At 70.0% G+C, this 26,252-nt stretch carries 27 protein-coding genes; 19 read left to right on the top strand and 8 right to left on the bottom strand.

The window, feature by feature from the left end:
* Window positions 1-20: 20 nt before the first annotated feature.
* The gene (locus DYE23_RS06065) at window positions 21-1,385 is read right to left on the bottom strand and encodes a WS/DGAT/MGAT family O-acyltransferase (protein WP_172527716.1); all 1,365 of its coding nucleotides are present in this window, start codon (window positions 1,383-1,385) and stop codon (window positions 21-23) included.
* A gap of 182 nt (window positions 1,386-1,567) precedes the next feature.
* Here DYE23_RS06065 and DYE23_RS06070 point away from each other — a divergent pair, with 182 nt between their 5' ends.
* The 10 genes from DYE23_RS06070 to truA all read left to right on the top strand — a co-directional run bounded on the left by DYE23_RS06070 (window position 1,568) and on the right by truA (window position 8,403).
* Window positions 1,568-1,792 carry a three-helix bundle dimerization domain-containing protein gene (locus DYE23_RS06070; protein WP_011895804.1) on the top strand — a complete coding sequence of 75 codons (225 nt, stop codon included), beginning with the start codon at window positions 1,568-1,570 and terminating at the stop codon, window positions 1,790-1,792.
* A 6-nt stretch (window positions 1,793-1,798) separates the two neighbouring features.
* Complete coding sequence (locus DYE23_RS06075) at window positions 1,799-3,478, top strand: SulP family inorganic anion transporter (protein ID WP_115326753.1); 1,680 nt, start codon at window positions 1,799-1,801, stop codon at window positions 3,476-3,478.
* A gap of 223 nt (window positions 3,479-3,701) precedes the next feature.
* Window positions 3,702-3,923 (top strand): translation initiation factor IF-1, encoded by a 222-nt coding sequence (gene infA, locus DYE23_RS06080; RefSeq protein ID WP_005140011.1) that lies wholly within the window; start codon window positions 3,702-3,704, stop codon window positions 3,921-3,923.
* A 71-nt stretch (window positions 3,924-3,994) separates the two neighbouring features.
* Entirely contained in the window at window positions 3,995-4,108 is a 114-nt protein-coding gene (rpmJ, locus tag DYE23_RS06085) for a 50S ribosomal protein L36 (RefSeq protein ID WP_003879483.1), read from the top strand.
* A gap of 187 nt (window positions 4,109-4,295) precedes the next feature.
* A complete protein-coding gene (rpsM, locus tag DYE23_RS06090; protein WP_011895802.1) occupies window positions 4,296-4,670 on the top strand; it encodes a 30S ribosomal protein S13 in 375 nt (124 codons plus the stop codon).
* 6 nt (window positions 4,671-4,676) lie between these two features.
* Window positions 4,677-5,087, top strand: a complete 411-nt coding sequence (gene rpsK / locus DYE23_RS06095; RefSeq protein WP_011895801.1) for a 30S ribosomal protein S11 — start codon at window positions 4,677-4,679, stop codon at window positions 5,085-5,087.
* 20 nt (window positions 5,088-5,107) lie between these two features.
* Entirely contained in the window at window positions 5,108-5,713 is a 606-nt protein-coding gene (gene rpsD, locus DYE23_RS06100) for a 30S ribosomal protein S4 (protein WP_011778695.1), read from the top strand.
* Window positions 5,714-5,796: 83 nt separating this feature from the next.
* Window positions 5,797-6,861, top strand: coding sequence for a DNA-directed RNA polymerase subunit alpha (locus tag DYE23_RS06105; protein ID WP_011895800.1), 1,065 nt, complete (start codon window positions 5,797-5,799; stop codon window positions 6,859-6,861).
* Between the two features lie 59 nt (window positions 6,862-6,920).
* The gene (gene rplQ, locus DYE23_RS06110) at window positions 6,921-7,520 is read left to right on the top strand and encodes a 50S ribosomal protein L17 (RefSeq protein ID WP_011895799.1); all 600 of its coding nucleotides are present in this window, start codon (window positions 6,921-6,923) and stop codon (window positions 7,518-7,520) included.
* Window positions 7,521-7,527: 7 nt separating this feature from the next.
* The gene (gene truA / locus DYE23_RS06115; RefSeq protein ID WP_115326754.1) at window positions 7,528-8,403 is read left to right on the top strand and encodes a tRNA pseudouridine(38-40) synthase TruA; all 876 of its coding nucleotides are present in this window, start codon (window positions 7,528-7,530) and stop codon (window positions 8,401-8,403) included.
* Window positions 8,404-8,408: 5 nt separating this feature from the next.
* Here the strand turns inward: truA and DYE23_RS06120 are convergent, their stop codons facing one another.
* The 4 genes from DYE23_RS06120 to DYE23_RS06135 all read right to left on the bottom strand — a co-directional run bounded on the left by DYE23_RS06120 (window position 8,409) and on the right by DYE23_RS06135 (window position 11,564).
* Window positions 8,409-9,071: a cutinase family protein gene (locus DYE23_RS06120; protein ID WP_011895797.1), complete on the bottom strand. Its 663-nt coding sequence runs from the start codon at window positions 9,069-9,071 to the stop codon at window positions 8,409-8,411.
* Between the two features lie 28 nt (window positions 9,072-9,099).
* Window positions 9,100-9,717: a cutinase family protein gene (locus DYE23_RS06125; protein WP_115326755.1), complete on the bottom strand. Its 618-nt coding sequence runs from the start codon at window positions 9,715-9,717 to the stop codon at window positions 9,100-9,102.
* A gap of 75 nt (window positions 9,718-9,792) precedes the next feature.
* Complete coding sequence (locus DYE23_RS06130) at window positions 9,793-10,470, bottom strand: cutinase family protein (protein WP_011895795.1); 678 nt, start codon at window positions 10,468-10,470, stop codon at window positions 9,793-9,795.
* Window positions 10,467-11,564: an EamA family transporter gene (locus tag DYE23_RS06135; protein ID WP_115326756.1), complete on the bottom strand. Its 1,098-nt coding sequence runs from the start codon at window positions 11,562-11,564 to the stop codon at window positions 10,467-10,469. Before DYE23_RS06135 ends, DYE23_RS06130 begins: the two co-directional genes overlap by 4 nt.
* An 84-nt stretch (window positions 11,565-11,648) precedes the next feature.
* Here DYE23_RS06135 and DYE23_RS06140 point away from each other — a divergent pair, with 84 nt between their 5' ends.
* Both DYE23_RS06140 and eccB read left to right on the top strand, forming a co-directional pair.
* Window positions 11,649-12,200, top strand: coding sequence for a CGNR zinc finger domain-containing protein (locus tag DYE23_RS06140; RefSeq protein WP_011895793.1), 552 nt, complete (start codon window positions 11,649-11,651; stop codon window positions 12,198-12,200).
* Window positions 12,201-12,244: 44 nt separating this feature from the next.
* Complete coding sequence (gene eccB, locus DYE23_RS06145; protein WP_115326757.1) at window positions 12,245-13,606, top strand: type VII secretion protein EccB; 1,362 nt, start codon at window positions 12,245-12,247, stop codon at window positions 13,604-13,606.
* Here eccB and mycP read toward each other — a convergent pair.
* Both mycP and eccD read right to left on the bottom strand, forming a co-directional pair.
* Entirely contained in the window at window positions 13,578-14,846 is a 1,269-nt protein-coding gene (mycP, locus tag DYE23_RS06150; RefSeq protein ID WP_235660555.1) for a type VII secretion-associated serine protease mycosin, read from the bottom strand. The two genes, eccB and mycP, sit on opposite strands and share 29 nt — an antisense overlap.
* A gap of 41 nt (window positions 14,847-14,887) precedes the next feature.
* Window positions 14,888-16,192, bottom strand: a complete 1,305-nt coding sequence (eccD, locus tag DYE23_RS06155) for a type VII secretion integral membrane protein EccD (RefSeq protein ID WP_115326759.1) — start codon at window positions 16,190-16,192, stop codon at window positions 14,888-14,890.
* 19 nt (window positions 16,193-16,211) lie between these two features.
* Here eccD and eccCa point away from each other — a divergent pair, with 19 nt between their 5' ends.
* The 6 genes from eccCa (at window position 16,212) to DYE23_RS06185 (ending at window position 24,067) form a co-directional block, all read left to right on the top strand.
* Complete coding sequence (gene eccCa / locus DYE23_RS06160) at window positions 16,212-19,763, top strand: type VII secretion protein EccCa (RefSeq protein ID WP_115326760.1); 3,552 nt, start codon at window positions 16,212-16,214, stop codon at window positions 19,761-19,763.
* On the top strand, window positions 19,760-20,890 hold the full coding sequence (locus tag DYE23_RS06165; RefSeq protein ID WP_115326761.1) for a type VII secretion-associated protein: 1,131 nt from the start codon (window positions 19,760-19,762) through the stop codon (window positions 20,888-20,890). Before eccCa ends, DYE23_RS06165 begins: the two co-directional genes overlap by 4 nt.
* A 90-nt stretch (window positions 20,891-20,980) precedes the next feature.
* Window positions 20,981-21,313: a WXG100 family type VII secretion target gene (locus DYE23_RS06170; RefSeq protein ID WP_011895787.1), complete on the top strand. Its 333-nt coding sequence runs from the start codon at window positions 20,981-20,983 to the stop codon at window positions 21,311-21,313.
* Window positions 21,314-21,328: 15 nt separating this feature from the next.
* A complete protein-coding gene (locus DYE23_RS06175) occupies window positions 21,329-21,625 on the top strand; it encodes a WXG100 family type VII secretion target (protein WP_011895786.1) in 297 nt (98 codons plus the stop codon).
* 125 nt (window positions 21,626-21,750) lie between these two features.
* Complete coding sequence (locus DYE23_RS06180; protein ID WP_011895785.1) at window positions 21,751-23,070, top strand: helix-turn-helix domain-containing protein; 1,320 nt, start codon at window positions 21,751-21,753, stop codon at window positions 23,068-23,070.
* Between the two features lie 85 nt (window positions 23,071-23,155).
* Complete coding sequence (locus DYE23_RS06185; RefSeq protein WP_115326762.1) at window positions 23,156-24,067, top strand: alpha/beta hydrolase; 912 nt, start codon at window positions 23,156-23,158, stop codon at window positions 24,065-24,067.
* Here DYE23_RS06185 and DYE23_RS06190 read toward each other — a convergent pair.
* Window positions 24,033-24,581 (bottom strand): TetR/AcrR family transcriptional regulator, encoded by a 549-nt coding sequence (locus DYE23_RS06190; RefSeq protein ID WP_115326763.1) that lies wholly within the window; start codon window positions 24,579-24,581, stop codon window positions 24,033-24,035. The two genes, DYE23_RS06185 and DYE23_RS06190, sit on opposite strands and share 35 nt — an antisense overlap.
* Before the next feature lie 143 nt (window positions 24,582-24,724).
* Between DYE23_RS06190 and adh the strand changes: the two genes are divergently transcribed.
* Entirely contained in the window at window positions 24,725-26,248 is a 1,524-nt protein-coding gene (adh, locus tag DYE23_RS06195) for an aldehyde dehydrogenase (RefSeq protein WP_013472656.1), read from the top strand.
* Window positions 26,249-26,252 lie beyond the last annotated feature (4 nt).

Genomic DNA, 26,252 nt, shown 5'->3' on the forward strand with positions numbered 1-26,252 from the left:
GGGGGTCCAAGGCCGGGCCTCTAGAGAGGACGTGCGGCCACGGCGAGGGTGTCGACGGCCGCGCCGATTCCGGCGGCCAGGTCGTCGACGTCGGGGAAGGCGTCGAAATCGGTGGTGATCCCGAAGATCAGATCGTCGCCGTAGCTCAAGATCGCGACTGCTGTCCGCAGGCGCAGGGCCATCGGTGGTACGGGGAACATGCGGACGACCTCGCGACCCATCACCTGCAGTCGGTGTTGAGGTCCGGGCACGTTGGTCGCCAGGGTCACCACCCCGTGCTGCGGCAGCGAGGTCACCACGCGGATCGCCCGGGTCGCGAGCGCGAAGGGAATCAGCTTCACCACCGCCACCGCGGCGGTTCCCGCCTGACGCTGGCCGCTGGACTTGGCCCGGTTGAGACGTCGGTGCACGGTCCGCAACTGCTCCACCGGGTCCGGCTCGTCGACGGGCAGGTGCGGAAGCATCACCGACACCCGGTTGTCGAGCCGGTCCCTGGCATCATCGGAGCGCACCGAGACCGGAACCAGCGTGCGCAGCGAATCGCGGCGCGGTTCCTCCCCCCGGCGCTTCAGCGCGGAGCGGAAACTGTCGGTGATCGCCGCCAGTGCGACGTCGTTGAGGGTCACATCGAAGGCTTGACACACCGACGCGACCGTGGCCAAGGGCACCTGCACGGCGCTGTACCGGCGCATCGTGGTGACCGGACCGTTGAGCGAGGACTCCGCATTGCGGACCAGGCCGCTGAGGATCCCGATGGCTCCCTCGACGGTCATCGCGGCGGTGGCCGCCACTGCGGTCGTCGCGTTCCACCCGGCGCGCGCCCACCGCACGGGATTCAGCGTCGGTGACGGCAGCGCGGGGCGGGAGGCGCCCGCCTCGTGTGCGGCCCGGATCGCACCGGCATACGTCTCGCCTTCGCCGTCGTCGCTGAGACCGGCGAGCATGTGCATGGCGGCGATTCCGTCGGCGATGCAGTGGTGGACCTTCATCAGGATCGCCCACCGGTCGTCGGCCAGCCCCTCGATGATCCAGGCCTGCCACAGTGGACGCTCACGGTCCAGTCGGGGCTCCATCGCCTCGGCGGTGAAACGGAACAGCGCGTCGTCGTCGCCGGGATGAGGCAGGGCCGCGCGGCGGATGTGATGGGCGAGATCGAGCGTGGGATCCTCGACCCATTCCGGCGCACTGAGGTCCAGCGGTTGCCTGCGCACCACCTGGCGCAGCCGCGGAATCGTCACGATCTTCTCACCGATGGCGGCGACGATCTCGTCGAAATCCGGCATCGGACCGTCGACGACCGAGACCGCACCGACGGCCAGACTGACGTGCCGATCGGCGTCCTCGGCGTCGAGGAAACCGGCGTCGAAGGCAGTCATCCGCTCCACAGCACCACTGTCGGCCGTGCGGGTTCCCGATGCCAGAGTCCGAGGTCCCCGGCGGGCGGTGACCTGCGGCCCTACTCGGGCCGTGGCGGGTCTCCGGTGCTGGGGACTTCCGGCCCTGCCGCGGCCGCCGGGTCGGCCCATAATCTGGATCCGGACACGGTGATTCGGTCGGGAGGCAGGCGATGGGCGACGACAGCGGTGCGAAGCTGATCGATGACGAGCTGCGTGACGTCATCGCGACGCTGCGGGCCCGCTATCCGGACTGCCCGACAGGCGAGATCGAGGCCCTGGTCGCCGACATCTACGGTCGGCTGAACGCCAGTGCCACCGTGTCCGCGCACCTGATCCCGCTGACGATGAACCTCAGCCTGCGCGCGTTGCGCACGATGAGTCAGCGGCGCGGCTGACCCTCGGTGACGTCGAACTTCGGAGAGCTGCGGTCATACCGGCGCTCCGCGCTCCGCGACGACACCCAGGCGGGTTTGAGCGTCGCGGCCTATCTGGTGCCCCAGGCCCTCGCCTATGCGACGCTCGCCGGGCTCAGCCCGGCCGCCGGTCTGTGGGCGGCCCTGCCGCCGCTGCTGGTGTACGCGATCCTCGGATCGTCGCGACAGCTGTCCGTGGGGCCCGAATCGACGACGGCGCTGATGACCGCAGCGGTGCTGGCCCCGGTCGTCGGCGGCGACGACCCCGTCCGCTACGCGGCCAGCGCCGCGGTCCTCGCGATCCTGGTCGGGTTGGTGTGTCTGGGCGCAGGGATGCTGCGGCTGGGCTATCTCGCGAACATGCTGTCCAAGCCCGTTCTCGTCGGCTACATGCTCGGGGTCGCCCTCGCGATGGTCGCGGGACAGCTGGGCCGGATCGCCGGGGTCGAGGTCACCGGGGACACCGTGCCGGCGCAACTGGCCGCGTTCGCGGCGGCCGTCGACGGGGTGCACTGGCCCACGGCAGGCCTGGCCCTCGGCGTGCTGGTGCTCGTGCTGACGATGGAGCGGGTGGCCCCGACACTGCCCGCTCCGTTGATCGGCGTCGTCGTAGCGACCGTCGTGACGTGGGCGGGGGAGCTGACGCGGTTCGGCGTCGCGGTGGTCGGCGATGTCCCCGTCGGACTTCCCGCACCCGCGTTGCCCTGGCTGACCGTGGACCAGATCCAGGCGCTGATCGTGCCGGCGATAGGTATCTCGGTGGTGGCGTTCTCGGACAACATCCTCACCGCGCGGGCCTTCGCGTCACGGGCCGGTCAGAACATCGACCCCAACACCGAGCTGCGTGCGCTGGGCGTCAGCAATCTGGCCGTCGGTTTCCTGCGCGGCTTTCCGGTCAGCTCGAGCGCCAGCCGGACTGCGCTGGCGGCCGCGGCCGGGGCCCGGACCCAGATGTACTCGCTGGTGGTTCTCGCGGTGGTGGCCGTGGTCGTCGTGTTCGGTGGCGGCCTGGTGTCGCACGTGCCCGCGGCCGCCCTCGGCGGACTGATCGTCTACGCCGCGCTGAAACTGGTCGACGTCCGCAGCTTCCGGGCGTTGGCCCGCTTCCGCCGCAGCGAGGTGGTCCTGGCCGCGCTGACCGCGATCGCGGTGACCGTGTTCGGACTTCTCTACGGTGTGGGGATCGCGGTGGCCCTGTCGGTCCTCGATCTGCTCCGGCGCCTCTCCCACGCGCACGACAGCGTGCAGGGTCTGGTGCCGGGACTGGCCGGGATGCACGACGTCGACGACTATCCCGACGCCCGGATCGTTCCGGGCCTGGTGGTGTATCGCTACGACGCCCCGCTGTGCTTCGCCAACGCCGAGGACTTCCGGCGCCGCGCCCTCGAGGCGATCGACCAGATGGATCAACCCACCCGGTGGTTCGTTCTCAACGCCGAGGCCAACGTCGAGGTGGACATGACCGCGATCGAGGCCCTGGATCAGGTACGCCAGGACTGCCTGCGCCGCGGCATCGTGTTCGCGATGGCCCGGGTGAAGCAGGATCTCCGCGAGGCACTGGCGGCCGGCGGCGTCCTCGACGAGATCGGGCAGGACCGGCTGTACATGACGTTGCCGACCGCCGTCGCGGCCTATCAGGCCTGGGTCGCATCCGGAAACAAGGGCTGACGAGCACGGATTTTGGGCCCGGGCCTCGAGCGCGTACCATCGATCAACGGTGCGGCTTGCGCGCCGGCTTTTTGCGTGCCCCATCGGGATACCCGTGTGAAACCGGGAATGCCCCAGATCCGGCCCACGTTTTCAAGTCGGATCACGGCTGCGCCAACCCGGCCCACAAAGCCGAGCAGGCCAGGAAGCCGATACGAAACGAAAGCAAGGATCGTTACAGAGTATGGCCAAAAAAGACGGTGCCATAGAGGTCGAGGGTCGTGTCGTCGAACCCCTGCCCAATGCGATGTTCCGCATTGAGCTGGAGAACGGACACAAGGTTCTCGCCCACATCAGCGGCAAGATGCGGCAGCACTACATCCGCATCCTCCCCGAGGATCGCGTCGTGGTGGAGCTCTCGCCCTACGACCTGACCCGGGGTCGCATCGTGTACCGCTACAAGTGACGAGCGCTCGCGCGAATCACCGATAAGTACAGCAACACCTCAGAACCCCGAGAAGAAGGATCGACACAGCCGTGAAGGTGAACCCGAGCGTCAAGCCGATCTGCGACAAGTGCAGGGTGATCCGCCGGCATGGGCGGGTCATGGTGATCTGCTCCGATCCCCGCCACAAGCAGCGGCAGGGCTAGAGCGGAACTCCCGCAGATCGACAACTGAATGATGAACTCCCAGCACCACTGAGCGGCATACGGCCGCTTGATGAGCTCCCCGGTGAAAGCCGAGGACTCAGCACGTCCGGCACGGAGGCCGGACCCCGGCAAGAGTTCCGGGAACGGACTGGGATCAGACCTCCGCAGAACACGAGGAATGGCACACATGGCCCGACTTATGGGCGTCGATCTCCCGCGCGACAAGCGCATGGAGATCGCGCTGACCTACATCTACGGCGTCGGCCGTACCCGCTCCCAGGAAATCCTGGAAGCCACCGGAATCAGCCGGGACCAGCGCACCAAGGATCTGACCGACGACCAGGTCAGCCAGCTGCGCGACTACATCGAAGGCAACCTCAAGGTGGAGGGTGATCTGCGCCGCGAGGTTCAGGCCGACATCCGCCGCAAGATCGAGATCGGCTGCTACCAGGGCCTGCGGCACCGCCGCGGCCTGCCGGTGCGCGGCCAGCGGACCAAGACCAATGCGCGCACCCGCAAGGGTCCCAAGCGCACCATCGCCGGCAAGAAGAAGGCCAGGTAACCCCGGATGGCACAGGCAAAGAAGGGCGCCCCGAAGAAGGGGCAGAAGACCCGTCGCAGGGAAAAGAAGAACGTCCCGCACGGCGCCGCCCACATCAAGAGCACGTTCAACAACACGATCGTGTCGATCACCGACCCCCAGGGCAACGTCATCGCGTGGGCGTCGTCCGGACACGTCGGCTTCAAGGGGTCGCGTAAGTCCACCCCGTTCGCCGCGCAGCTCGCCGCCGAGAACGCGGCCCGCAAGGCGCAGGAACACGGCGTCAAGAAGGTCGACGTCTTCGTGAAGGGCCCGGGCTCGGGTCGTGAGACCGCAATCCGCTCGCTGCAGGCCGCCGGCCTCGAGGTGGGCGCGATCGCCGATGTCACCCCGCAGCCGCACAACGGTTGCCGTCCGCCCAAGCGGCGCCGGGTCTAGGAAAAAGGAGTTAGAGACTTATGGCTCGTTATACCGGACCCGTCACCCGCAAGTCGCGTCGTCTCGGCGTCGACCTGGTCGGTGGAGATCAGTCCTTCGAGAAGCGCCCCTACCCGCCCGGCCAGCACGGCCGCGCGCGGATCAAGGAGAGCGAATACCGCACCCAGCTGCAGGAGAAGCAGAAGGCCCGCTTCACCTACGGCGTGATGGAGAAGCAGTTCCGTCGCTACTACGAGGAGGCCAACCGCCTCCCCGGCAAGACCGGTGACAACCTGCTGCGCATCCTGGAAAGCCGGCTGGACAACGTCGTGTACCGCGCCGGCCTGGCCCGGACCCGTCGCATGGCGCGCCAGCTGGTCAGCCACGGCCACTTCACCGTCAACGGTGTGAAGGTCGACGTCCCCAGCTACCGGGTGTCGCAGTACGACATCATCGACGTCAAGGACAAGTCGATCAACACGCTGCCCTTCGAGGTCGCCCGCCAGACTGCCGGCGAGCGTCCGATCCCGGGCTGGCTGCAGGTCGTCGGCGAGCGTCAGCGCATCCTCGTGCACCAGCTGCCCGAGCGCGCCCAGATCGACGTGCCGCTCACCGAGCAGCTCATCGTCGAGCTCTACTCGAAGTAGTAATCCTGACCCCGGAATCCACCGGGGCTCAGGCCACCTAACGGCATCAAATAGCGGTTGCCGAGAAGGAGAACGAAAACACCATGCTGATTTCTCAGCGCCCCACCCTGAGCGAAGAGGTCGTTGCCGAGAACCGGTCGCAGTTCGTCATCGAACCGCTGGAGCCCGGATTCGGCTACACCCTCGGAAACTCGCTGCGCCGCACGCTGCTGTCGTCCATCCCGGGCGCGGCCGTCACCAGCATCCGCATCGACGGTGTGCTGCACGAGTTCACCACCGTCCCCGGGGTGAAGGAAGACGTCACCGACATCATCCTGAACCTCAAGGGCCTGGTCGTGTCCTCCGAGGAGGACGAGCCGGTCACCATGTACCTGCGCAAGCAGGGACCGGGTGAGGTCACCGCCGGTGACATCGTGCCGCCGGCCGGCGTCACCGTGCACAACCCGGACATGCACATCGCCACCCTGAACGACAAGGGCAAGCTCGAGGTCGAGCTGGTCGTCGAGCGGGGCCGCGGCTACGTGCCGGCCGTGCAGAACAAGGCCTCCGGTGCCGAGATCGGCCGCATCCCGGTCGATTCCATCTACTCGCCGGTCCTCAAGGTCACCTACAAGGTGGAGGCCACGCGTGTCGAGCAGCGCACCGACTTCGACAAGCTGATCCTCGACGTCGAGACCAAGAACTCCATCAGCCCGCGCGACGCGCTGGCCTCGGCCGGCAAGACGCTGGTCGAATTGTTCGGTCTGGCACGGGAACTCAACATCGAAGCCGAGGGCATCGAGATCGGGCCGTCGCCCGCCGAGGCCGATCAGGCCGCGCACTTCGCGCTGCCGATCGACGATCTGGACCTCACGGTGCGGTCGTACAACTGCCTCAAGCGCGAGGGTGTGCACACCGTCGGCGAGCTCGTCGCCCGCACGGAGTCCGATCTGCTGGACATCCGCAACTTCGGCCAGAAGTCCATCGACGAGGTCAAGATCAAGCTGCACCAGCTCGGACTGTCGCTCAAGGACAGCCCGGCCAGCTTCGATCCGTCCGAGGTCGCCGGCTACGACGTCGCGACCGGAACCTGGAACAGCGATGCCGGTTACGACTCCGGTTATGAGGCTGACGACAACCAGGATTACGCCGAAACCGAACAGCTCTAAGCAAGTCCGTCCCGGCCCTACCTCGTACGGGGGTCGGCCCCACATAGGAGATAGTCGCAATGCCCAAACCCACCAAGGGTCCTCGTCTCGGCGGGTCGTCCTCGCACCAGAAGGCGCTGCTGGCCAACCTGGCCACCGCGCTGTTCGAGCACGGCCGGATCAAGACCACCGAGCCGAAGGCACGGGCGCTGCGTCCGTACGCGGAGAAGCTCATCACCCACGCCAAGAAGGGCACGCTGCACAACCGGCGTGAGGTGATGAAGAAGATCCGCGACAAGGACATCGTCCACGTGCTGTTCGCGGAGATCGGGCCGTTCTACTCCGACCGCAACGGCGGCTACACCCGCATCATCAAGGTCGAGAACCGCAAGGGCGACAACGCCCCCATGGCCGTCATCGAGCTGGTGCGGGAGAAGACCGTGACCTCCGAGGCCAACCGTGCACGTCGCGCGGACGCGGCCCAGAAGGTAGCCGCCGCCGCCGCGCCGCAGGCTGCGGTCGAGCCCGAGGTGACCGAGGGTCCGAGTGCAGACGAGGCAGAGGCAGTGGCCGAGACCCCGATCGCCGACGAGGCGCAGGTCGAGGTCGAGGGCACCGAGTCCGTTTCGGAGGCCGAAGCTGACGAGGCCAAGGCTGACTCCGAGGATGAAGCCAAGTAGTCAACCCGTGAACGAACCCGCCACCGATTCCGGTGGCGGGTTTGTTCGTCTGCGGCTCGATATCGCCTACGACGGCACCGATTTCGCGGGGTGGGCCACCCAGGCCGGGCAGCGCACGGTCGCGGGGGTCATCGACGACGCGCTCTCGACCGTCTTCCGGACTCCGGTGCTCACCCGCGCCGCGGGACGCACCGATTCGGGTGTGCACGCCACCGGTCAGGTGGCCCATGTCGACATCCCGACCGATGCGCTTCCGCACGCGTACCCGCGGACCGTCCGGGCGGGCGAGCCCGAGTTCGGACCGTTGGTGCGGCGTCTGGGCCGGATGCTCACCGAGGATGTCCGGGTCCGCGGGATCGTGCGTGCCGCACCGGGATTCGACGCCCGGTTCTCGGCGTTACGACGCCACTACGTCTACCGGTTGACCACGGCGCCCTACGGGGTGGAGCCCGCCGAGGCACGATTCGTCACGGCGTGGCCCCGTCCGCTGGACGTCGACGCGATGGCGGGCGCTGCCCAGAATGTGTTGGGGCTGCACGATTTCGCCGCGTTCTGCCGGCACCGCGACGGCGCGACCACGATCCGCGAGCTGCAACGCCTGGACTGTGTCCGCGACGGCGACCGCATCTCGGTGCATGTGAGTGCCGACGCCTTCTGCTGGAACATGGTGCGCTCACTGGTCGGAGCCCTGCTGGCCGTCGGGGAACACCGCCGCGACGACACGTGGTGCGTGCAGCTGCTGCACGCGCGGCACCGCTCCAGCGATTTCGCCGCTGCGCCCGCGCGCGGACTCACGCTCGTCGGCGTCGACTACCCGCCCGATGACGAGCTGGCCGCCCGCAACCTGGTGACCAGGGATGTGCGGACGGCCGACGAACTCTAGAGCTCTCAGAGCCGGCCGACGATGAAGTCGGCGGCCTGGTTCACCATGCCCGCCCCAACATACGCGGAAGCCAGATGGGCGGGCCAGTTGTCCTGCCAGTTCTCCGGCGCGGTCGGGTTGCAGATCGGATCGTCGCCGTGGCACAGCTCCACGATGCGATCGCGAAGTGCGGGGTTGGTGAAGTTGGCGATCGGGCCGACCCACTGGCTGCCGTTGCCGAACAACGCGACGGCGGCGATGTGGCGATCCACGCCGTCGGGGAGCGGGTTCTTGAAACCGAACGCGGCGATCGGCACGGCGATCACGATGTCGGTGACCGCGGCGCCGAGCGAGTAACCCCCGAGCACCAGCCGCGTGTCCGGGCAGTTGCGGGCCATGTACTGGATCCGCTGGCTCATGTCGTTGGCGCCGATGTCGACCTCGGTGTCGGCCGGGTACTTGACCGCGTACAGGTCGATGTCCCTGCCGGTCTTGTTCCGCAGCGCGCTGGCCAGGGCATTGCCGATGACACCGGCACCGGGGGATTCGATGCGGCCGCGCGCGAAGATCAGCTCGGCTTGGGGGCACGCCTGCGCGGACGCGGCGGGCGGCAGGATCAGCGATGCCGCGCCGAAAAGGAGCGCGACAACGAGGTAAGGGACCCGGAGGTTTCGCAGCTGACGAATCACTTCGCCGATCCTATCTGTTGTCGCCGACTCAGAGGCGGCCTGCGGCAAAGCCGGCGGCCTGCCCGATCAACGGGGAACGTTCGTAGCTCGTGTGTGCGAACGGGTTTCGCCCGTCCGAACAGATCGGGTCGCCGTCGGCGCACAGGTCGAGTGCTTTGCCGGCGAACGATCCGCGTGCCGAGACGGGGTTTCCGAACTTGGTGGCCGGGTTGCCGAACACCGCGACGGCGGCGACGTTGCCGTTGAGCCCTCCGGGCAGAGGACGGGCCAGACCCACGTCGCCGATCCGGTTGCCCAGCGGGGGAACCCCGGCGAGCATGTCCACGACGGCAGCGCCCTGCGAATACCCGCCGAGCACGATGCGGGTGTTCGGGCACTGCGCCGCCATCACCGAGATCCGGTTGGTGGCGTCGGCCGCGCCGTCCCCGGAGGTGAAGAAGTCGTAGCTGGCCGGGTAGATCACGCCGTAGGTCCCGACCGTGCGGCCGCCCAGTTGATTGCGGAGTTGGTCGGCGAGCGCCTGACCGACCCGGCCGACGCCGGGGGGCTCACTGGTGCCACGGGCGAACACGACCTCGACGTCGGGACACGGCTGGGCGGACGCCGTGGTGGTGGGCATGACGGCCAGGGCGGCCATCGGGACCATCGCGGCAGCGGTTGCCGCGAGGATTCGGCGGCTCAGGCGATCGGAAAGCACAAGACACGGTAACGCATAGCTGAACTAAACGAGACCGGCGACGAACGCCGCGGCCTGGTCGGTGAACCCGGCCGGCCCGTAGTTGCTGTGCGCGGCGATGTCATCGCCCGCCGAGCACACCGGATCGGCGCCGTTGCACAGGTCGATGGACCGTGTCCCCCACACCGGGCTGGCGGTGATCGGCAGGCCCACCTTCGTCGTCGGATTCCCGAACAGCGCGATCGCGGCGATGAAGTCAGGGGCGTTCGGCGGCAACGGCCTGTCGAACCCGACGGCGGGGAACGGCACGGCCGCGATGACGTCGATGACGGCTGCGCCCTGCGAGTAGCCCCCGAGCACCAACCGGGTGCTCGGGCAGTTCGCCATCATCCACTGGATGTGGTTGCTCGCGTCATTGGCGCCGCCGGCCGCGGCGAGGAAGTCGAACGTCGCCGGGTAGGCGACCGCGTAGGACCCGACCGACCGTCCACCGACCCGTCCGCGCAGTGACTCGACGAAGGCGGAACCGACCCGGCCGAGGCCGGGTGGTTCATCGGTGCCGCGGGCGAAGACGACCTGGATGTCGGTGCAGCCCTGGGCGCCGGCGGCGGGTAGGGACCTCGGTGCGGCGACGGCCGGGGCGACGACGAGGACACCGGCGGCCACAGCCGCGGCGACGAGCGCCCTGACGCCGCGCGTGACGACTTCAAGATCGATCTTCACGGGTCGATGGTAGCGGGACCACCGCGCGCGACCGGGGTGGTTTGCGGCAGTGCCGTCGGGGTCACCGACGTTTCCCCGACGTTGGTTTCCCCGACGAGCTCACCCCGGTCGCCCTGGCGGGCCAGCGCGAGCCCGGCCAGCACGATCGCCCCGCCGATCACCTGTCCGGCCGCCATCCCCTCACCCAGCAGCATCCAGGCGGCGAGCACCGCGAACATCACCTCGGACAGTCCCACCAGCGACGCGAACCTGGGGCGCAGGCGGGCTATCCCGACGATGCCGAGCGTGTACGCGATCGCGGTGGGGATCAGCGCCAATGCGATGACGGGCACGATCCACGGTGTCGTGAAGCCGGCGACCACGGCGTCGTTGGCCGTGAAGGCCAGGGGCATCAGGCCGGAGAACCCGAGCGCGGCCACCGTCACGGCGCCGAACGCCAGGCCCGCGGCCGCGAGCGTGATCGGGTGCAGCGGGGGACGACCGTCGGCGACCTCCTTGTCCGACATGGCGCCCGCCTTGTCCGACATCAGGAAGTAGCAGGCCGCACACACAGCGGCGGCCAGACCCCAGCCGACGCCGACGAGGTTGATGTGCGCCGCGGCCACTCCGCCGGGCCCGATGATCCCCAGCACCAACGTGATTCCGCCGACGGCCAGCACGACACCGGCGAGGGTCATGCCGCTCGGACGATGCCGGGTGGTGGCCCACAACCAGCCGACGACCAGCAGCGGCGCGGTGTACTCCAGCAGCAGCGCGACACCGACCGACAGGTGCGCGACCGCGTTGAAGTAGAAGAGCTGGGCGCCGGCGATCGGCACGATCCCGTACAGCACGACGGTCCTCGCGTGGTGGCGTGCCTCGCGCACCCATCCCGGGCGCACGACGGTCGCGAAGACGGCCATCGCGAGCGCTCCGCCGGCCAGGCGTGCGGTGACCGCCGCGGTCGGGCTCCAACCCGCCGTCATCAGAGCCTTCGCGAAGGGGCCGGAGCAGCCGAATGCGAAGGCGGAGGCGAGTGCGAACAGAAGGCCCGAACGGAAGTGGTCGGCACGCGCCTGTGTGCGCGACGTGACCGATGAATCCAGCGCAGCCAACGCGCACCTCCGAGCGGGGAAACAGTGACATGAGTAAAATCAGCTTTGGTCGTGACGCTACCGTTCCGCAGAGTCAGGAGTCAAATGCTTTTCACCTATGACACCGAGCTCACTCTGCGGGCCGCGAGTGTGCTGATAAACACCGATCGCGTGGACGGGGAGCAGCTGGCGGACCTCGCCGCGCTCGACGAGTACCTCGACCACTTCGGCTGGACCGGTCGGCGCGACCACGATGCCGCGGAGCTGAAATCGGTCCACCAGCTGCGTGACCGGCTCGGCCGCATCTGGGCCGCCGCCGACGACGAGGAGCGCGCGGTCGGTCATGTGAACGCACTGTTGTCCGACACCCGGGCATCGCCGTGGCTGACCCGCCATCCCGAAATGCCCGAATGGCACCTGCACCTGGCCTCGATCCACGACCCGCTGTGGCAGCGGATGGGCGCCGAGATGGCGATGGCACTGGCCGACCTGATCCGCGCCGGGGAACTGCGCCGGCTCAAGCTCTGCGCCGCACCGGACTGCGAGGCCTCGCTGATCGATCTGTCGCGCAACCGGTCCGGGAAGTTCTGCGACACCGGCAACTGCGGAAACCGGCAACACGTCGCCGCCTACCGGGAACGCCGCTCCAACAAGTGATCTGACCCGTCCGTCCCCGCGGTTAGGCTGGCCGAGGGGTGGATATGGGGCAACCGGTGACTCGGCTGCAGATCAGCGGGCAGCGGTTCCTGACCCGTCGCATGGAGCACGCACTCGTGCGCGCCGACGCCCGGATGCTCGACGATCCTCTTCGCGCGCAATCCCTTTCGCTGGTCGTCGGTGCTGTTCTCGCGGCGATCGCCGTCGCGGTGTGCGCGGTCATCGCGGTGGTCCGGCCGGGTGGCACACTCGGCGATGCGCGGATCGTCGTCGTGCGCGAGTCCGGGGCGATGTTCGTCCGGCTCGACGACGTGCTGCACCCGGTGTACAACCTGGCCTCGGCGCGCCTGCTCCTGGGCAGTCCGGAGGTGCCGCGCGTGGTCGCCCAGCGCGCGATCGACGACGCCGAGCGCGGGGCGCGGCTCGGGATACCCGCTGCGCCGGAACAGATTCCCACGCCGCTGAGCGCCGACGAAGCGGCCTGGAGCGTCTGCGACGACGACCGCGGCGTGACCACGGTCGTGGCCGGCCCGCCGGCCACGGAGGGTATGACGGCCGAACGCCACGTCCTGGTGACCCCGCGCGGTCAGAGCGCGGCGGTGACCTATCTGCTGCACGGCGGCCGACGCTCACGGGTGGACCTGCGGCACCCGGCTGTGGTGCGGGCGCTCCGGCTCGACGGCGTTGTGCCCCAGCCGGTGTCGATGGAGCTTCTGGCCGCCCTCCCGGAAGCGCCGGCGATCGAGCCGCCCCGGATTCCCGGCCTGGGCGCCCCTGCGCCGGGAGCGCTGCGGAACCGCACGGTCGGCACCGTGGTGACGGTGGCGCATGCCGGCACAGGCTCACCCCGAGGGGCCGGCGACCATTTCGTCGTCCTCGCCGACGGACTGCAGCGTATCGGCGAGGTCACCGCGGACCTGATCCGCTTCACCGATGCCCGCGCCGGGGCCGAGATACCCGCGGTGTCCGCCGACATCGTCGGCGCGCTACCGGTGGTCACGTCGCTACCGGTGGCGACGTATCCGGATCGTGCAGATGTCACCACGGCCTCCGTCGTGTGCGCGACATGGGCGCCAACGGCCGGCGGACATGGTTCCCGCACCGAACTTCTCACAGGCCCGAAGCTGCCACCGGCGCCGCGGCCCATCGTGGTCGCGCCGGGTCGGGAGGTTGCCGTGCCGCCCGGACGGAGCCTGTACGTCCGGGCGGTCGGACTGACCGGTGGTGACCACAGCGGCGGATGGTTGTTCCTCGTCACCGACGCGGCGATCATGTTCGGCATCCGCGATGCCGACGCCGCCGCCGCGCTCGGCCTGGTGGGCGCGGGGGTGCCGGCTCCCTGGCCGGTGCTCGCGACGGTGCCCCGCGGACCCGAACTCAGCCGTGACGCCGCGACCGGGCGATGACGGCCGAAACCAGTGCGACACAGACGGTCAGCGCGACACAGATGAGTGCGCCCCGCACCGCGGTGGCGCCCTGTCGCTGCACCCTGGCCGGTGCCGGCGTTGGTGCGTCGACCGGCGGCGCGGCCGGTAACGCCGCGGGGTGTGAACCCGGTCCGCTGACCGCGGCCAGCGCGTCGACGACGCCGTGACCGACGACGGGATCCCATTCCGCCGATGACGGGCGGGCGGTGTCCTCGATGCGCTGCATCACCTGGCGCGCCGTCATCTCCGGGAAACGCGCACGCACGAGCGCCGCGACGGCGGAGACCACCGGGACGGCGTAGCTCGTCCCCGTGAGGGCCGCATCCGACGGCGACCGGTCCGCGAGGCCGTCGCCGGTCGCGGCCAGCGACACCACCCCTTCACCGGTCGCCGCGACATCCACCCACGGTCCGGCGAGGCTGAAGTCCGACGGCGAACCGTCGGTGCCCACCGACCCCACGGTGAGCACGTAGTCGTCGTACCAGGCCGGGCTGGCCACCGTGCGCACCTGGTCGGCGGCACCGACGTCCCGGGGATTGGGATCCTGGCACTGGCCGGGCCCCCCGACGTTGCCCGCTGCGGTCACCACGACGACGTTCTTGGCCTCGACCGCGTAGGACAGCGCGGCGCCGAGTGTCCTGTCGTCGAGACCGGCGGCAACGGGCAGACACGCCACCGTCGAGATGTTGATAACCGTGGCGCCAAGATCGGCCGCGGTGCGCACCGCGGCGGCCAGCGTCTCGACATCGCCGACACCACTGCCGCCCGGATCGTCCACGGCACGGAACTTGTTGCTGGACTGCCTGATCGACAGCAGCGACACGTCGGGTGCGATCCCGGTGAAGCCGCCGGGATCCGCAGCGTCGGGACTCGCGCCGATGATGCCGGCGACGAGGGTGCCGTGGCCGTCGCAGTCGTCGGTGCCGTCACGGTGGGAGACATAGTCACCCCCGGGGACGAGGTGGGGCAACCTGCGATGGCGGGCCGTCCCGGTGTCGATCACCGCGACCGTCTGCCCGGCACCGCGTGTCAGCGCCCACACCGTCGGCAGGTCCATCCCGGCGAGCTGGCCGGGGGCGGAGCCGGCCGCGGGGGGAGCGGCCACGCAGTCGGTGAACTGGACCGTCGGTTGTGCGGGCGCGGGAGGGCCTGCGGTGGGGAGCCTGAGCGTGTCGACGGGGGGAGGGCCGATCGCCCCGGCGGTGGGCGTGGTGTGCATCAGCGCGATCGCCGTCACCGCCGCCACCCGCCACGTCCGCGTCACAGCAGGCTCGCATCGCGAACCAGCCCGTAGACGCCGGACACCCAGAACGCCAACGGGATCACCGCCGCCAGCGCGACGTACTCGAGAACCTGGATCCCGTGACGCAGTGCCGGGTTCGACGGTTCGGGCCGCCCCGCCCGCAGCGCGCCGGCGACACATCCGCCCGCCACCGCGACGCTGAGCCAGAACGCCTGTGCCGGTGCGGCGTCGGCGACGGCCGGCACCGCCGCGGCGCACGCGATGAAGCCCGACGTGCCCAGCCAGAGCCGACGCACGCCGTCGGCGTGGGAGTTGCGGCGCAGGATCAGGACCACCCCCACCGCTACGCAGAGGCCCGCACACAGACCGGCGGAGGCGCCCGAGACGATCGTCGCCGCCGCGACCACGACGGCGCCCAGCGCCGCCGAGGACGACCACCCCGCGACCAGAGCCGTCAGCAGGGTGTGTGCCGCGGCAGCCTCCTCGCCGTCGACGGCCGGGCGCGAAGGGCCCAGGCGCGCAAGCGCAATGGTGATCCGTGGTGAGACGGCCAGACCCGCCAGGGACAGGACCACCAGGACTGCCCCCGCGGTCGTGAGCCGTGGTGCGGCGAGGTGGCTGAGCGCCGCGGCGGCCGTGACGGCGCTCGCCACCGCGCAGAACGCCGGCAAGTCCGCCGCGCCGGGACACATCCTCGCCAGGAGCGTGGACATCGCCAGCGCCGACGCCGCGGCCAACAGGGTCGCCGCGGGCCACGCCGCCGCTGGTACCGCGAGAAGGCCTGTCGCGGTGGCGAATACCACCGCGGCAGTGTTCAGCACCGCCGAAACTCGCCGATCTGCGCGTCCGAGTGCCACCGACATCGTCGCCGCGATCCCCGACAGGGCCGCGGCGCACCACAGGTGCCAGCCGCCCGGCGTCACCATCCCGGACCGGACGAGGGTCACGGCGGCCACGATGATTCCGGCGATGCACCACGGCGTCGCGCCGTGACCGGATTCCCGGTTCCCGCCGGCGAGCGCGACGGCCGTACACGCCTCGGTCGGTGAGATCCGGGGTGAGGGCACCCGCGATGCGGTGAGCATCACCATGTCTCCGTCGCCGATGTCGTTGTCCCGCAGGGACAGCGCGGGATTCAGCGGCGGGCCGGTGACCCGCGTCAACTGCCAGTGCTCCTGGCCGGCGGTGTCGCCGAAGATCGTGTCGACGAGTGAGGGCATCAGTTCGCCGAGCGGACACGCCGCGGGCAGGACCAGATCGACCGCGGCGGATTCGTCCGCCCCGACGACGTGGACGGTGAGCCTGCACAACGTATCCGGCACGCTGTCAACCTAACTCGGCATGGTGACCGTGCCCTGCGGCACTTTCTCGGCCTGTGGATGGAACGGCGCCGGGGTGCCGTGCGTCTACTCCTACGTGGACGCCGGCCGGATCGTGCTCGACGCACCCCCGACCCCGCCTGCCCCGACTCACACGAATGTGCTCGCCCGGCTGATGCCGGTCGCGATGGTCGCGGCGATGGGCGGTATGACGGTGCTGTACCTGACCTCGACCGACGCGACGTCGCGCAACCCCATGTTCCTGTTCTTCCCGGCCATGATGGCGGTTTCGCTGATCGGCACGCTCGCCTACGGCAGCCGTGGTGCGGGCCGTTCCGGTGAACTGGCCGCGCAGCGCGCCGAATACCTGCGATACCTCGACACCGTGGACGGTGCGCTCGCCCGTGCCGGCGAAGATCTGCACCGGTACCTGCACGCTGCGCATCCCGCGCCCGCCGTGCTGTGGACGCTGGCCGGCACCCCCCGGATGTGGGAGCGTGCCGAGGACGACCCGGAGTTCGGCATGATCCGCATCGGGATCGGTGAGCGTGCGGGCGCGACGGCCGTGGCCGCCCCCGGATGGGTGCCCGGCGACGACGCCGACCCGGTCACGACCGAGGCGGTCCAACGGTTGCTGGCCCACCGCGAAACGGTGGGCGACGTGCCGGTCACCCTGTCGCTGCGGTCGGTCCGGACCCTCGCGATCTGCGGCGAACCGGCCGCCGCACGGTCGGTGGCGCGGGCCCTGCTCTGTCAGATCGCGACGCTGCACCACCCCGACACGATGTCGATCTCGGCCGCGCCGGTGACGGACTGGGACTGGCTCAAATGGCTACCGCACCAGAGGAGTTCGCAGGAGGGCCGCCACCATGTCGTCGTCGCCGACGAGGGTGTGTCCGCACGGGACGGGACCACCCTGATCATCCTCACCGCCGGCAGCGGCGCTCCCACCGTGACCGCCGACGGGGTCCCCGTCGCGGCGGTCTGCGATCAGATGTCGGAGGCCGAGGCCGCGGCGTGTGCACGGCGGATCGCCCGTCACCGTCCCCGGCGACCGTCACGCTCGCTCAGACGTGACTGGCCCGCGCTGATGGGGATCGACGACCCCGACGCGCTCGACGTCGACGTGAGGTGGTCGCGCGATCTCGGATCGGACCTGCTGCGGGTCCCGATCGGCGTCGCCGACGACGGTTCCGTCGTCGAACTCGACATCAAGGAGGCCGCCGCCCACGGTATGGGCCCGCACGGATTGTGCGTGGGCGCCACGGGTTCGGGGAAGTCGGAGTTCCTGCGGACGCTGGTGCTCGGCATGGTCTGCGCACATCCACCCGGGCTGCTCAACCTGGTGCTGGTCGATTTCAAGGGGGGCGCGACCTTCCTCGGCCTCGAGGCCGTCCACCATGTGTCCGCGGTGATCACCAACCTGGCCGACGAGGCGCCGCTGGTGTCACGGATGCGAGACGCCCTCTCCGGCGAGATCACCCGCAGGCAGGAGATGCTGCGGGCTGCCGGCAACCTGACCAACATCACGCAGTACGCGCAGGCACGCGCTCGGGACGACACGCTGGCGCCCCTGCCCGCACTGCTCGTGATCGTCGACGAGTTCTCTGAACTGCTGACCCAACACCCCGATTTCAGTGAGGTGTTCGTCGCCATCGGCCGGCTGGGTCGGTCTCTGGGGATCCATCTGCTGTTGGCCACCCAGCGCCTGGACGAGGGCCGGCTACGCGGGCTGGAGACACATCTGTCCTATCGCGTGTGTCTCAAGACGTTCTCGGCCGGCGAATCGCGGGCGGTGCTCGGCGTCCCTGACGCCTACAGTCTGTCCTCACAACCGGGCGCGGCGTATCTGAAAACCGCTTCGGGTGTCCTGACAAGGTTCCAGACGGCCTACGTCTCCGGCGGGTACACGCCCGCGTCGCGACCGCGGTCGCAGCCGCTCACCGTACGACCGTTCACGTCGTCCGACCACGACGTGGCATCGGAGAGCACGGTGTCCCAGCGACCGTTGCTCGGCGCGGTGCTCACGCGACTGGCCGGCCGGGGAGCGCCGGCGCATCGGGTGTGGCTGCCACCGCTGACGTCCGCGCCGAGGCTGGCGGACCTGCTGCACGGCACCCCGGGTCGGCGACTTCAGGTGCCGATCGGAGTGGTGGACTGCCCGTTCGAGCAGCAGCAGATGCGCCATGTCGTCGACCTGTCCGGCCCAGCAGGCAATCTCGCGGTGGCCGGTGCGCCCCGGTCGGGAAAATCGACGGTGCTGTCCACCGTGATGACCGCGTTGGCCGCCACCCATGACGCCGCGGCGGTGCAGTTCTACTGCCTCGACTTCGGTGGCGGGGAACTGACAGGACTGCAGCACCTGCCCCATGTCGGCTCGGTCGCCTCGCGGCACGAGGGCGAACTGTGCCGTCGCATCGTCGCGCATGTGGAGTCCGTTGTGCGGCACCGTGAGTCGGCGACGGACGAGACGTGGAACGGCCATGTGTTCCTGGTGGTCGACGGCTGGGCGACACTGCGCCAGGACTTCGACGGCCTGGAGCCGGCCATCACCGCGCTGGCCGGCAGGGGCCTGGCCTACGGCGTCCACGTGATGATCGCCGCATCCCGGTGGGCCGATCTCCGGCCGGCGTTGAAGGACCAGATCGGTAGCCGGATCGAGCTTCGTCTGGGCGACCCCGCGGAATCCGAGATGGACCGCAGGCGAGCCCGCGATCTCGCCGACCGTCCGCCCGGCCGCGCGCTGACCCGTGAGGGTCGTGAGATGGCGATCGCACTGGCCGATCAGCGCCTCCCCGTCCGCCGGGACGGGCCGGGCGCAGCACCGGTCGAGCTGCTGCCCGCGCACGTCGACCGGTCGGCCATCGCGGCGCCGGTACCGCGCCGGGGAGAGGTGCTGCTGGGGCTGGGAGAGCGCGAGCTGTCTGCGGTGTCGCTCGATCTCACCGAGCATTCCCATCTGATGGTGCTGGGGGAGAACCAGTGCGGTAAGACCGCGTCGTTGCGGCTGTTGTGCGCCGAACTCGTTGCGGCACCGCAGGAGGCGCGTCTGGAGATCGTCGATTTCCGCAGAACCCTTCTCGGTGCCGTCGACAGTGATCGCCTCACCGGCTACGCCGTCACCCCGGCCGCGGTGACGTCGCGCGTGGCCGCGATAACCGGGGTTCTGGCCGACAGGATGCCGGGCGAGGACGTCACGCAGCGCCAGCTCCGCGACCGCTCCTGGTGGCACGGCCCGGAGATCTACGTCGTGATCGACGATTACGACCTGGTGGCCGGCGCGACGGGCAACCCGCTGACCCCGCTCGCCGATTTCCTCCCGCACGCCAGGGATCTCGGCCTGCACGTCGTGGTCGCCCGCCGCTCCGGCGGCGCCGCGAGGGCGATGTTCGATCCGCTGCTCGCACGGATGCGGGACATGGGTTGTGCCGGGCTGATGATGAGTGCGAACGCCGAGGACGGCGTGCTGCTCGGTGCGGTCAGGCCCGTTCGGCTGCCACCGGGGAGGGGGACGCTCATCGCCCGGGGCAGACCCGACGAGCTCATCCAGGTCGCCTGGACAGACCCGCCGTGACCCTCGCCGTCGTCGAGGCCGGGCCGCACACGGTGCGAGGACCGGGCCTCGTCCCCGACAGTGCGGCGGCGGCACTGGAGTTCATCGACGATCCGATCGCACTGGTCGGCGACGAACCGGTCGACACCGTGGAGCTGTGGCGGGACGTGCTGCGCGTCGCGTCGGGCGGCGCCCGCGAGGTGGTGGTGGTCGTCCCGACATGGTGGCCGGGGCAGCGCGTCGACGTCATCGTCGCGGCCGCGACCCGTTTGCCGCCCGGGACGGTGGTGCGGCACCGCTCCGCGGTGCTCTGCGGGACCGCGTCGGCGGTGCTGGAGCTCTCCGCCGAGTACGCCGTGCTGACGCAGCCCGACGGCGACCCGGTGGTGACGACCCGGGGGACTCCCGGGATGGCGGCGCAGCTGCAGACATCGCATACGCTGCTGATCGACACCCCTGAGGGGGTCCAGATCCTGTCGGCGGACGTCGCGGCGGATCTACGGCGAGCGGGAATCCCGTTCGTGCACAGCACCTCTGAACGGATGCGCCGGGCAGCGGCGCAGTCGGTCGCGGAGCGGGCGCCGGTCGAGGCGGGGTCGTCGCGACGCCGCGGGGGTGGACGCGCGGTCGCCGTGGTGGCCGGCATCGCGGTGACGGTCACCGCGGCGGCCGGGGGATGGGCGGCGCAGACCTTCTCGGCGGTGCCGCGCCCGCAGATGGCCACGCGCACGTTGATCGAGGGCCGGGTCGCACTGCAGGTGCCCGCCGAGTGGACGGTGGAACGCGTGACCGGGGACGCCGGTTCGGCACGGGTGCGGGTCGCCGCACCCGGCGGGTTGCCCGCACTCCACGTCACGCAGTCGCTCGGCGCGGCTACCGTCCCGCTGGCGGAGGTGGGCGAATCGCTGCGGGCGGCTTTGACATTGGAGACCGACGGGGTGTTCGTCGATTTCGATGCTGCCGGCAGCCGAGCCGGCCGTCCCGCGGTGACCTACGTCGAACGGCGTACGGCCACCCTGACGAGGTGGGCGGTGATCGTCGACGGCCCGCTGCGCATCGCCATCGGCTGTCAGCACGAGCCCGGCAACCGTGACTCGGTCGAACAGATCTGCGCCGAGGCAGTCGGCTCTGCGCATGCCCTTCCGTGAGCCGGCGCAGATCTCCGTTGCGGGGGAACCGAATCCGGGTCCGGTGCGTCCAACGTGTAGATGGCTTGAGAGTTCGAGGAAAGGAACGACATGTCCACACCGTCAGGGGCCCACGGGTCCGCACTGGCCACCGACTTCGACCTCATGGTGTCGGTGGCGGGCAGGACCGAGGCCCGCAACGACGAGATCCGGTCGATGCTGAGCTCGTTCATCGGCGCGATGAGTAGCGTGCCTCCGTCGGTGTGGGGCGGCGTCGCCGCCGTCCGGTTCCGTGAGGTCGTCGAACGGTGGAACGCGGAGTCGGTGAAGTTGCACTCCGCACTGCAGCGCATCGCCGAGACCATCCGCGACAACGAGCGCCTCCTGCGGGACGTGGCCGAGGGCCATTCGCAGCGCATCGCGTCCGCCGGCACCGGTCTGTAGGGGAGGAGCAGTCGCATGAATGAGACCCTCTCGTACGACTTCGGGGAGATCGAGTTCACGGTCCGCCAGGAGATCCATTCCACCTCAGCGCGTTTCAACGCCGCACTGGAGGACCTGCGCGCGCAGATCGCGCCGCTGCAGGCGACATGGACCCGGGAGGCCGCCGAGGCCTACCGCGTGGAGCAGGCCCGCTGGGAACAGTCCGCCGCGGCGCTCAACGACATCCTGGTCAACCTCGGCAACGCGGTCCGCGACGGCTCCGACGACGTCGCGGCGACCGACCGCAGTGCCGCCAACGCCTGGGGCGCCTGACGCCCCGCCCCGAGACTGTGCGGCCCCCGCGAGGAGGGGAGCCGAGCGGGGGCCGCACAGTTCACGCCGCACGTCGGCTCGACTAGGGTGGGGGTACGTGTGATGGCGGACACAAAGGAACGCCGGTGGCAGCATCGAAACCCTCAGCGCGACGGGCATCGCCCCCGCCCCCGACCCCTCCGTCGGCTTCGCGGCTGCAGGCCGTCCACGAGTTGTTCGTCGCCGGCGAGGTCGATACCGGCTACCTGAATTCTCACGCGGTGCGGCCGGTGGTCGCCCAGAGCTGGGAGCGCAGCCGGGCCGGTGGTGTCGACCCCGACATCGGGGCGGCCCGGAGCGCGGCCGCTGCGGCCGCGGTCGACCGGCTGCGGGAGACCCACCCGCTGGCACCTGCGCTGCCGGTCATCCGCCGGCTCCTCGTCGAGGATGCGATCGGCTCGGGAGTCGTCGTCGCGGTCAGCGCCGCGGACGGGACGCTGCTGTGGGTGGAAGGCGATCCCGGGGCCTGCCGCAGGGCCGAGGCGATGAATTTCGTGCCCGGCGCCGATTGGAGCGAACGCAGCGCCGGCACCAACGCACCCGGCACCGCGCTCACGCTGGGCCGCGAGATGCAGATCCACGGCTCCGAACACTTCTCCCGTGTCGTCCAGCCGTGGAGTTGCACGGCCGCGCCCGTCCACGACCCCACCACCGGGGCTCTGCTCGGCGCGATCGACCTCACGGGGGGCGGCCAGGTCGCGACGTCGCAGACCCTCGCGCTGGTGCGCGCCACCGCCGTCGCCGTCGAGAACCACCTGGCGCTGCTGCGTCTGGCCGGTGCCGGTGCCGAACCCGCCGCACGCAAGCCGCACCTGGTCGTCCTCGGCGGGGACCGGCCCCGCTGGGTCACCACCGACAGCGTCGGACACCTGCAGATCACCCACCTCACCGGTCGGCACGCCGACATCCTGGTCCTGCTCAGCCGCCACCCCGAAGGGCTGTCGGCCGATCACCTCGCCGTGCTGCTCGACGACAAGGACCTCGACGTCGTGACCGTGCGCGCCGAGATGTCGCGGCTGCGCAAGGTCATCGGCGCCGAGAACCTGGGATCGCGGCCCTACCGGCTGCTGACGTCGATCACCAGCGACCTCGGTGAGGTTTACGAGGCGCTGGACGCAGCCGATGTCGAGACCGCGCTGGACCGTTATCCCGGCCCGCTGCTGACGCAGTCGGTGTCCCCGGCGATCGCACGCCTGCGCACCCAGCTGTCGGCAACCCTGCGCGCCGCCGTGCTCGCCGAGAGCGCCCAGGGCCGGACGGATCTGCTGCGCCGCTGGCTCGAGCAACCCGAAGGCCGCGACGACCGCGACGGATGGCAGGCCCTGCGGGACAGCGCCGGGCTCACCCCGGTGGCGCGGGCCCGGGCACGCGGGCATCTCGCCGGGTTGGACTTCGAACTCGGCTGAAACCTGAGCAGCCCGGCAAAAGCCCTGTTCGGCGGCGGTGGGAAAGCGAGTTGCCAACGCCCACTACGGGATTGACGATGACAGTATGGACATCGACAGTTACGCCCGGTTCCTCCCCGAGACCTACACCGCCTCGTGGACCCGGCCGGTCAGCACCTGGTGGCCCTGGCGGGGACACACCGTCCACATCGCGCGCGCACCGGTTCCCGACGCGTCGGTGCGCGTCATGATCGTCCACGGAGGCGGCGGCTACAGCGGCGCGCTCTGGCCCGGCGCGTCCGTCGCGTCGGGGGAGGGCGTCGAGGTGCTCGCGCCGGATCTACCGCTCTACGGCGACACCGTCGAACCCGACCCGGCCGGGGTGCGCTACGACGACTGGGTCAGGCTGCTGTGCGACCTGGTGAACGCCGAACGCGCTGCTGATCCGCGCCCGCTGATCCTGTTCGGCGCCAGCATGGGCGGCATGCTCGCCTACGAGGTGGCCGCCCGGACCGGGCAGATCTCCGCGGTGATGGCGACCTGCCTGCTGGACCTGTCCGACCCGCAGGCCCGGGCGGCGGCGACCCGGTTCGCCTGGATGGGCCGTCCCGCGCCGACGCTGCTGCGCGCCGTCGAACCCGTCCTCGGGCGCGTCCGGGTACCGATCCGGTGGCTGGCCGACATGCGCGCGATGAGCACCGACCCGCGGCTGTCGCGGCTGTGCGCGTCCGATCCGCGCGGCGGCGGGGTCCGCGTTCCGCTGGGCTTCCTGGCCGATTGGATGAACTATGCGCACACCGCACCCGAGGCCTACACCGGCGCGCCCGTCACCCTTGTCGCGCCGGCCGCCGACACGTGGACTCCTCCCGAACTCAGTATCCGCTTCCTGCAACGGATCTCGGCGCCGACAGAGCTGGTGATGCTGGAGAACTGCGGGCACTTCCCGATCGAGGAGCCCGGCCTCGGTCACCTGCGTGACGCGTTCACGGGTGTGGCGGCGCAAGTCGGTCAACGGTGACCATCAGCGCGTCCGTGGCGGCCCCGACGTCGAACCCGTCGCGGCTCAGCACCCGGTGCAGTTGCGCGTCGACGGCGTGCACCAGCGTCCGCGCCGTCATCTCCACGTCGTCGCCGCCCCGGTCGCAGCGCTTGAGGTGAAACGCGACCTCGTCGCAGATACGATCCTCCAGAGCCTGCACGGTCTCCAGATCACGGGCGTCCGCCGGCACCATCCGGTGGAGCAGCGCGTGCAGCCTGCCGCCGCCCGCATGCACCGCGACCACAGCCTCGAGCACCGCCCGCATCGTCGCGTCGAACGGGGGCGCCTCGGTCCGCAGCGCGGCGAACACGGCGGTCAACTCGCGGTCGGCGTCGCGCACATGCCTCTCGGCCACCGCGCGCAGCAGGGCGAGCTTGTCCGGGAAGTACTGGTAGAGCGTGCCGATCGACAACCCGGCGCGGTCGGCGATCCGGTTGGTCGTGGCGGTGAGGCCCTCTCGGGAGAACACCTGGGCGGCGGCGTCGACCAGCATGCTCACCGTCTGGCGGGAGCGCTGCTGGCGCGGTGTGCGGCGTGGTTGGTCGATGGCCGCAAGTCTGGCCGACGATGCAACGGTGGTGCAACGGTCGCGCGCGTAGGTTTGGTGACGCAGACCACACGAGCAGGAGACTGACCATGACTGTGTACGCCCGCCCCGGCGCCGACGGTTCGCTGATGTCGTTCAAGCCGCGCTATGACAACTTCATCGGCGGCCAGTGGGTCGCACCCACCGCCGGTCGTTACTTCGAGAATCCGTCTCCGGTCACCGGCCAACCGTTCACCGAGGTCGCGCGGTCCGACGAAGCGGACATCGAGAAGGCCCTCGACGCCGCCCACGCCGCGGCGCCGGCCTGGGGCAAGACGTCGGCCGCAGAGCGTGCCGTGATCCTCAACAAGATCGCCGACCGCATCGAGGAGAACCTCGAGTCGATCTCGCTGGCCGAATCCTGGGACAACGGCAAGCCGATCCGGGAGACGCTGAACGCGGACCTGCCGCTGGCGGTCGATCACTTCCGCTACTTCGCCGGGTGCATCCGCGCGCAGGAGGGTTCGCTCTCGGAGGTCGACGCCGACACCGTGGCCTACCACTTCCACGAGCCGCTCGGCGTGGTCGGCCAGATCATCCCGTGGAACTTCCCGATCCTGATGGCCGTCTGGAAGCTCGCCCCGGCACTGGCGGCGGGCAATGCGGTGGTGCTCAAGCCCGCCGAGCAGACGCCGGCGTCGATCCTGTACCTGATGGAGGTCATCGGCGACCTGCTGCCCGCCGGGGTGGTCAACGTCGTCAACGGTTTCGGCGTCGAGGCGGGCAAACCGCTCGCGTCGAGCAACCGGATCGCGAAGATCGCGTTCACCGGCGAGACCACGACCGGCCGGCTGATCATGCAGTACGCGTCGCAGAACCTGATTCCGGTGACGCTGGAACTGGGCGGCAAGAGCCCGAACATCTTCTTCAACGACGTGCTCGCCGCCAGCGACGACTATCAGGACAAGGCGCTGGAGGGCTTCACGATGTTCGCGCTGAACCAGGGCGAGGTGTGCACCTGCCCGTCGCGGTCGCTGATCCAGGCCGACATCTACGACGAGTTCCTGGCGCTGGCCGCGATCCGCACCAAGGCCGTGCGCCAGGGCGATCCGCTCGACACCGAGACGATGATCGGTGCACAGGCGTCCAACGATCAGCTCGAAAAGATCCTGTCCTACATCGAGATCGGCAAGAGTGAGGGCGCCAAGGTCGTCACCGGCGGCGAGCGTGCCGAGCTCGGCGGCGACCTGAACGGCGGATATTACGTTGCGCCAACGATTTTCACCGGCAACAACACGATGCGGATCTTCCAGGAGGAGATCTTCGGACCCGTCGTCGCCGTGACGTCGTTCACCGATTACGACGATGCGATCTCGCTCGCCAACGACACCCTCTACGGCCTCGGGGCCGGGGTGTGGAGCCGCAACGGCAACACCGCCTACCGGGCCGGGCGCGACATCAAGGCCGGGCGGGTGTGGACGAACTGCTACCACCAGTACCCCGCGCACGCGGCGTTCGGCGGCTACAAACAGTCCGGCATCGGCCGCGAGAACCACAGGATGATGCTCGACCACTACCAGCAGACCAAGAACCTGCTGGTGAGCTACAGCGACCAGGCCCTCGGATTCTTCTGAGCCG

Source organism: Mycolicibacterium gilvum (assembly GCF_900454025.1).
Taxonomy (GTDB): domain Bacteria; phylum Actinomycetota; class Actinomycetes; order Mycobacteriales; family Mycobacteriaceae; genus Mycobacterium; species Mycobacterium gilvum.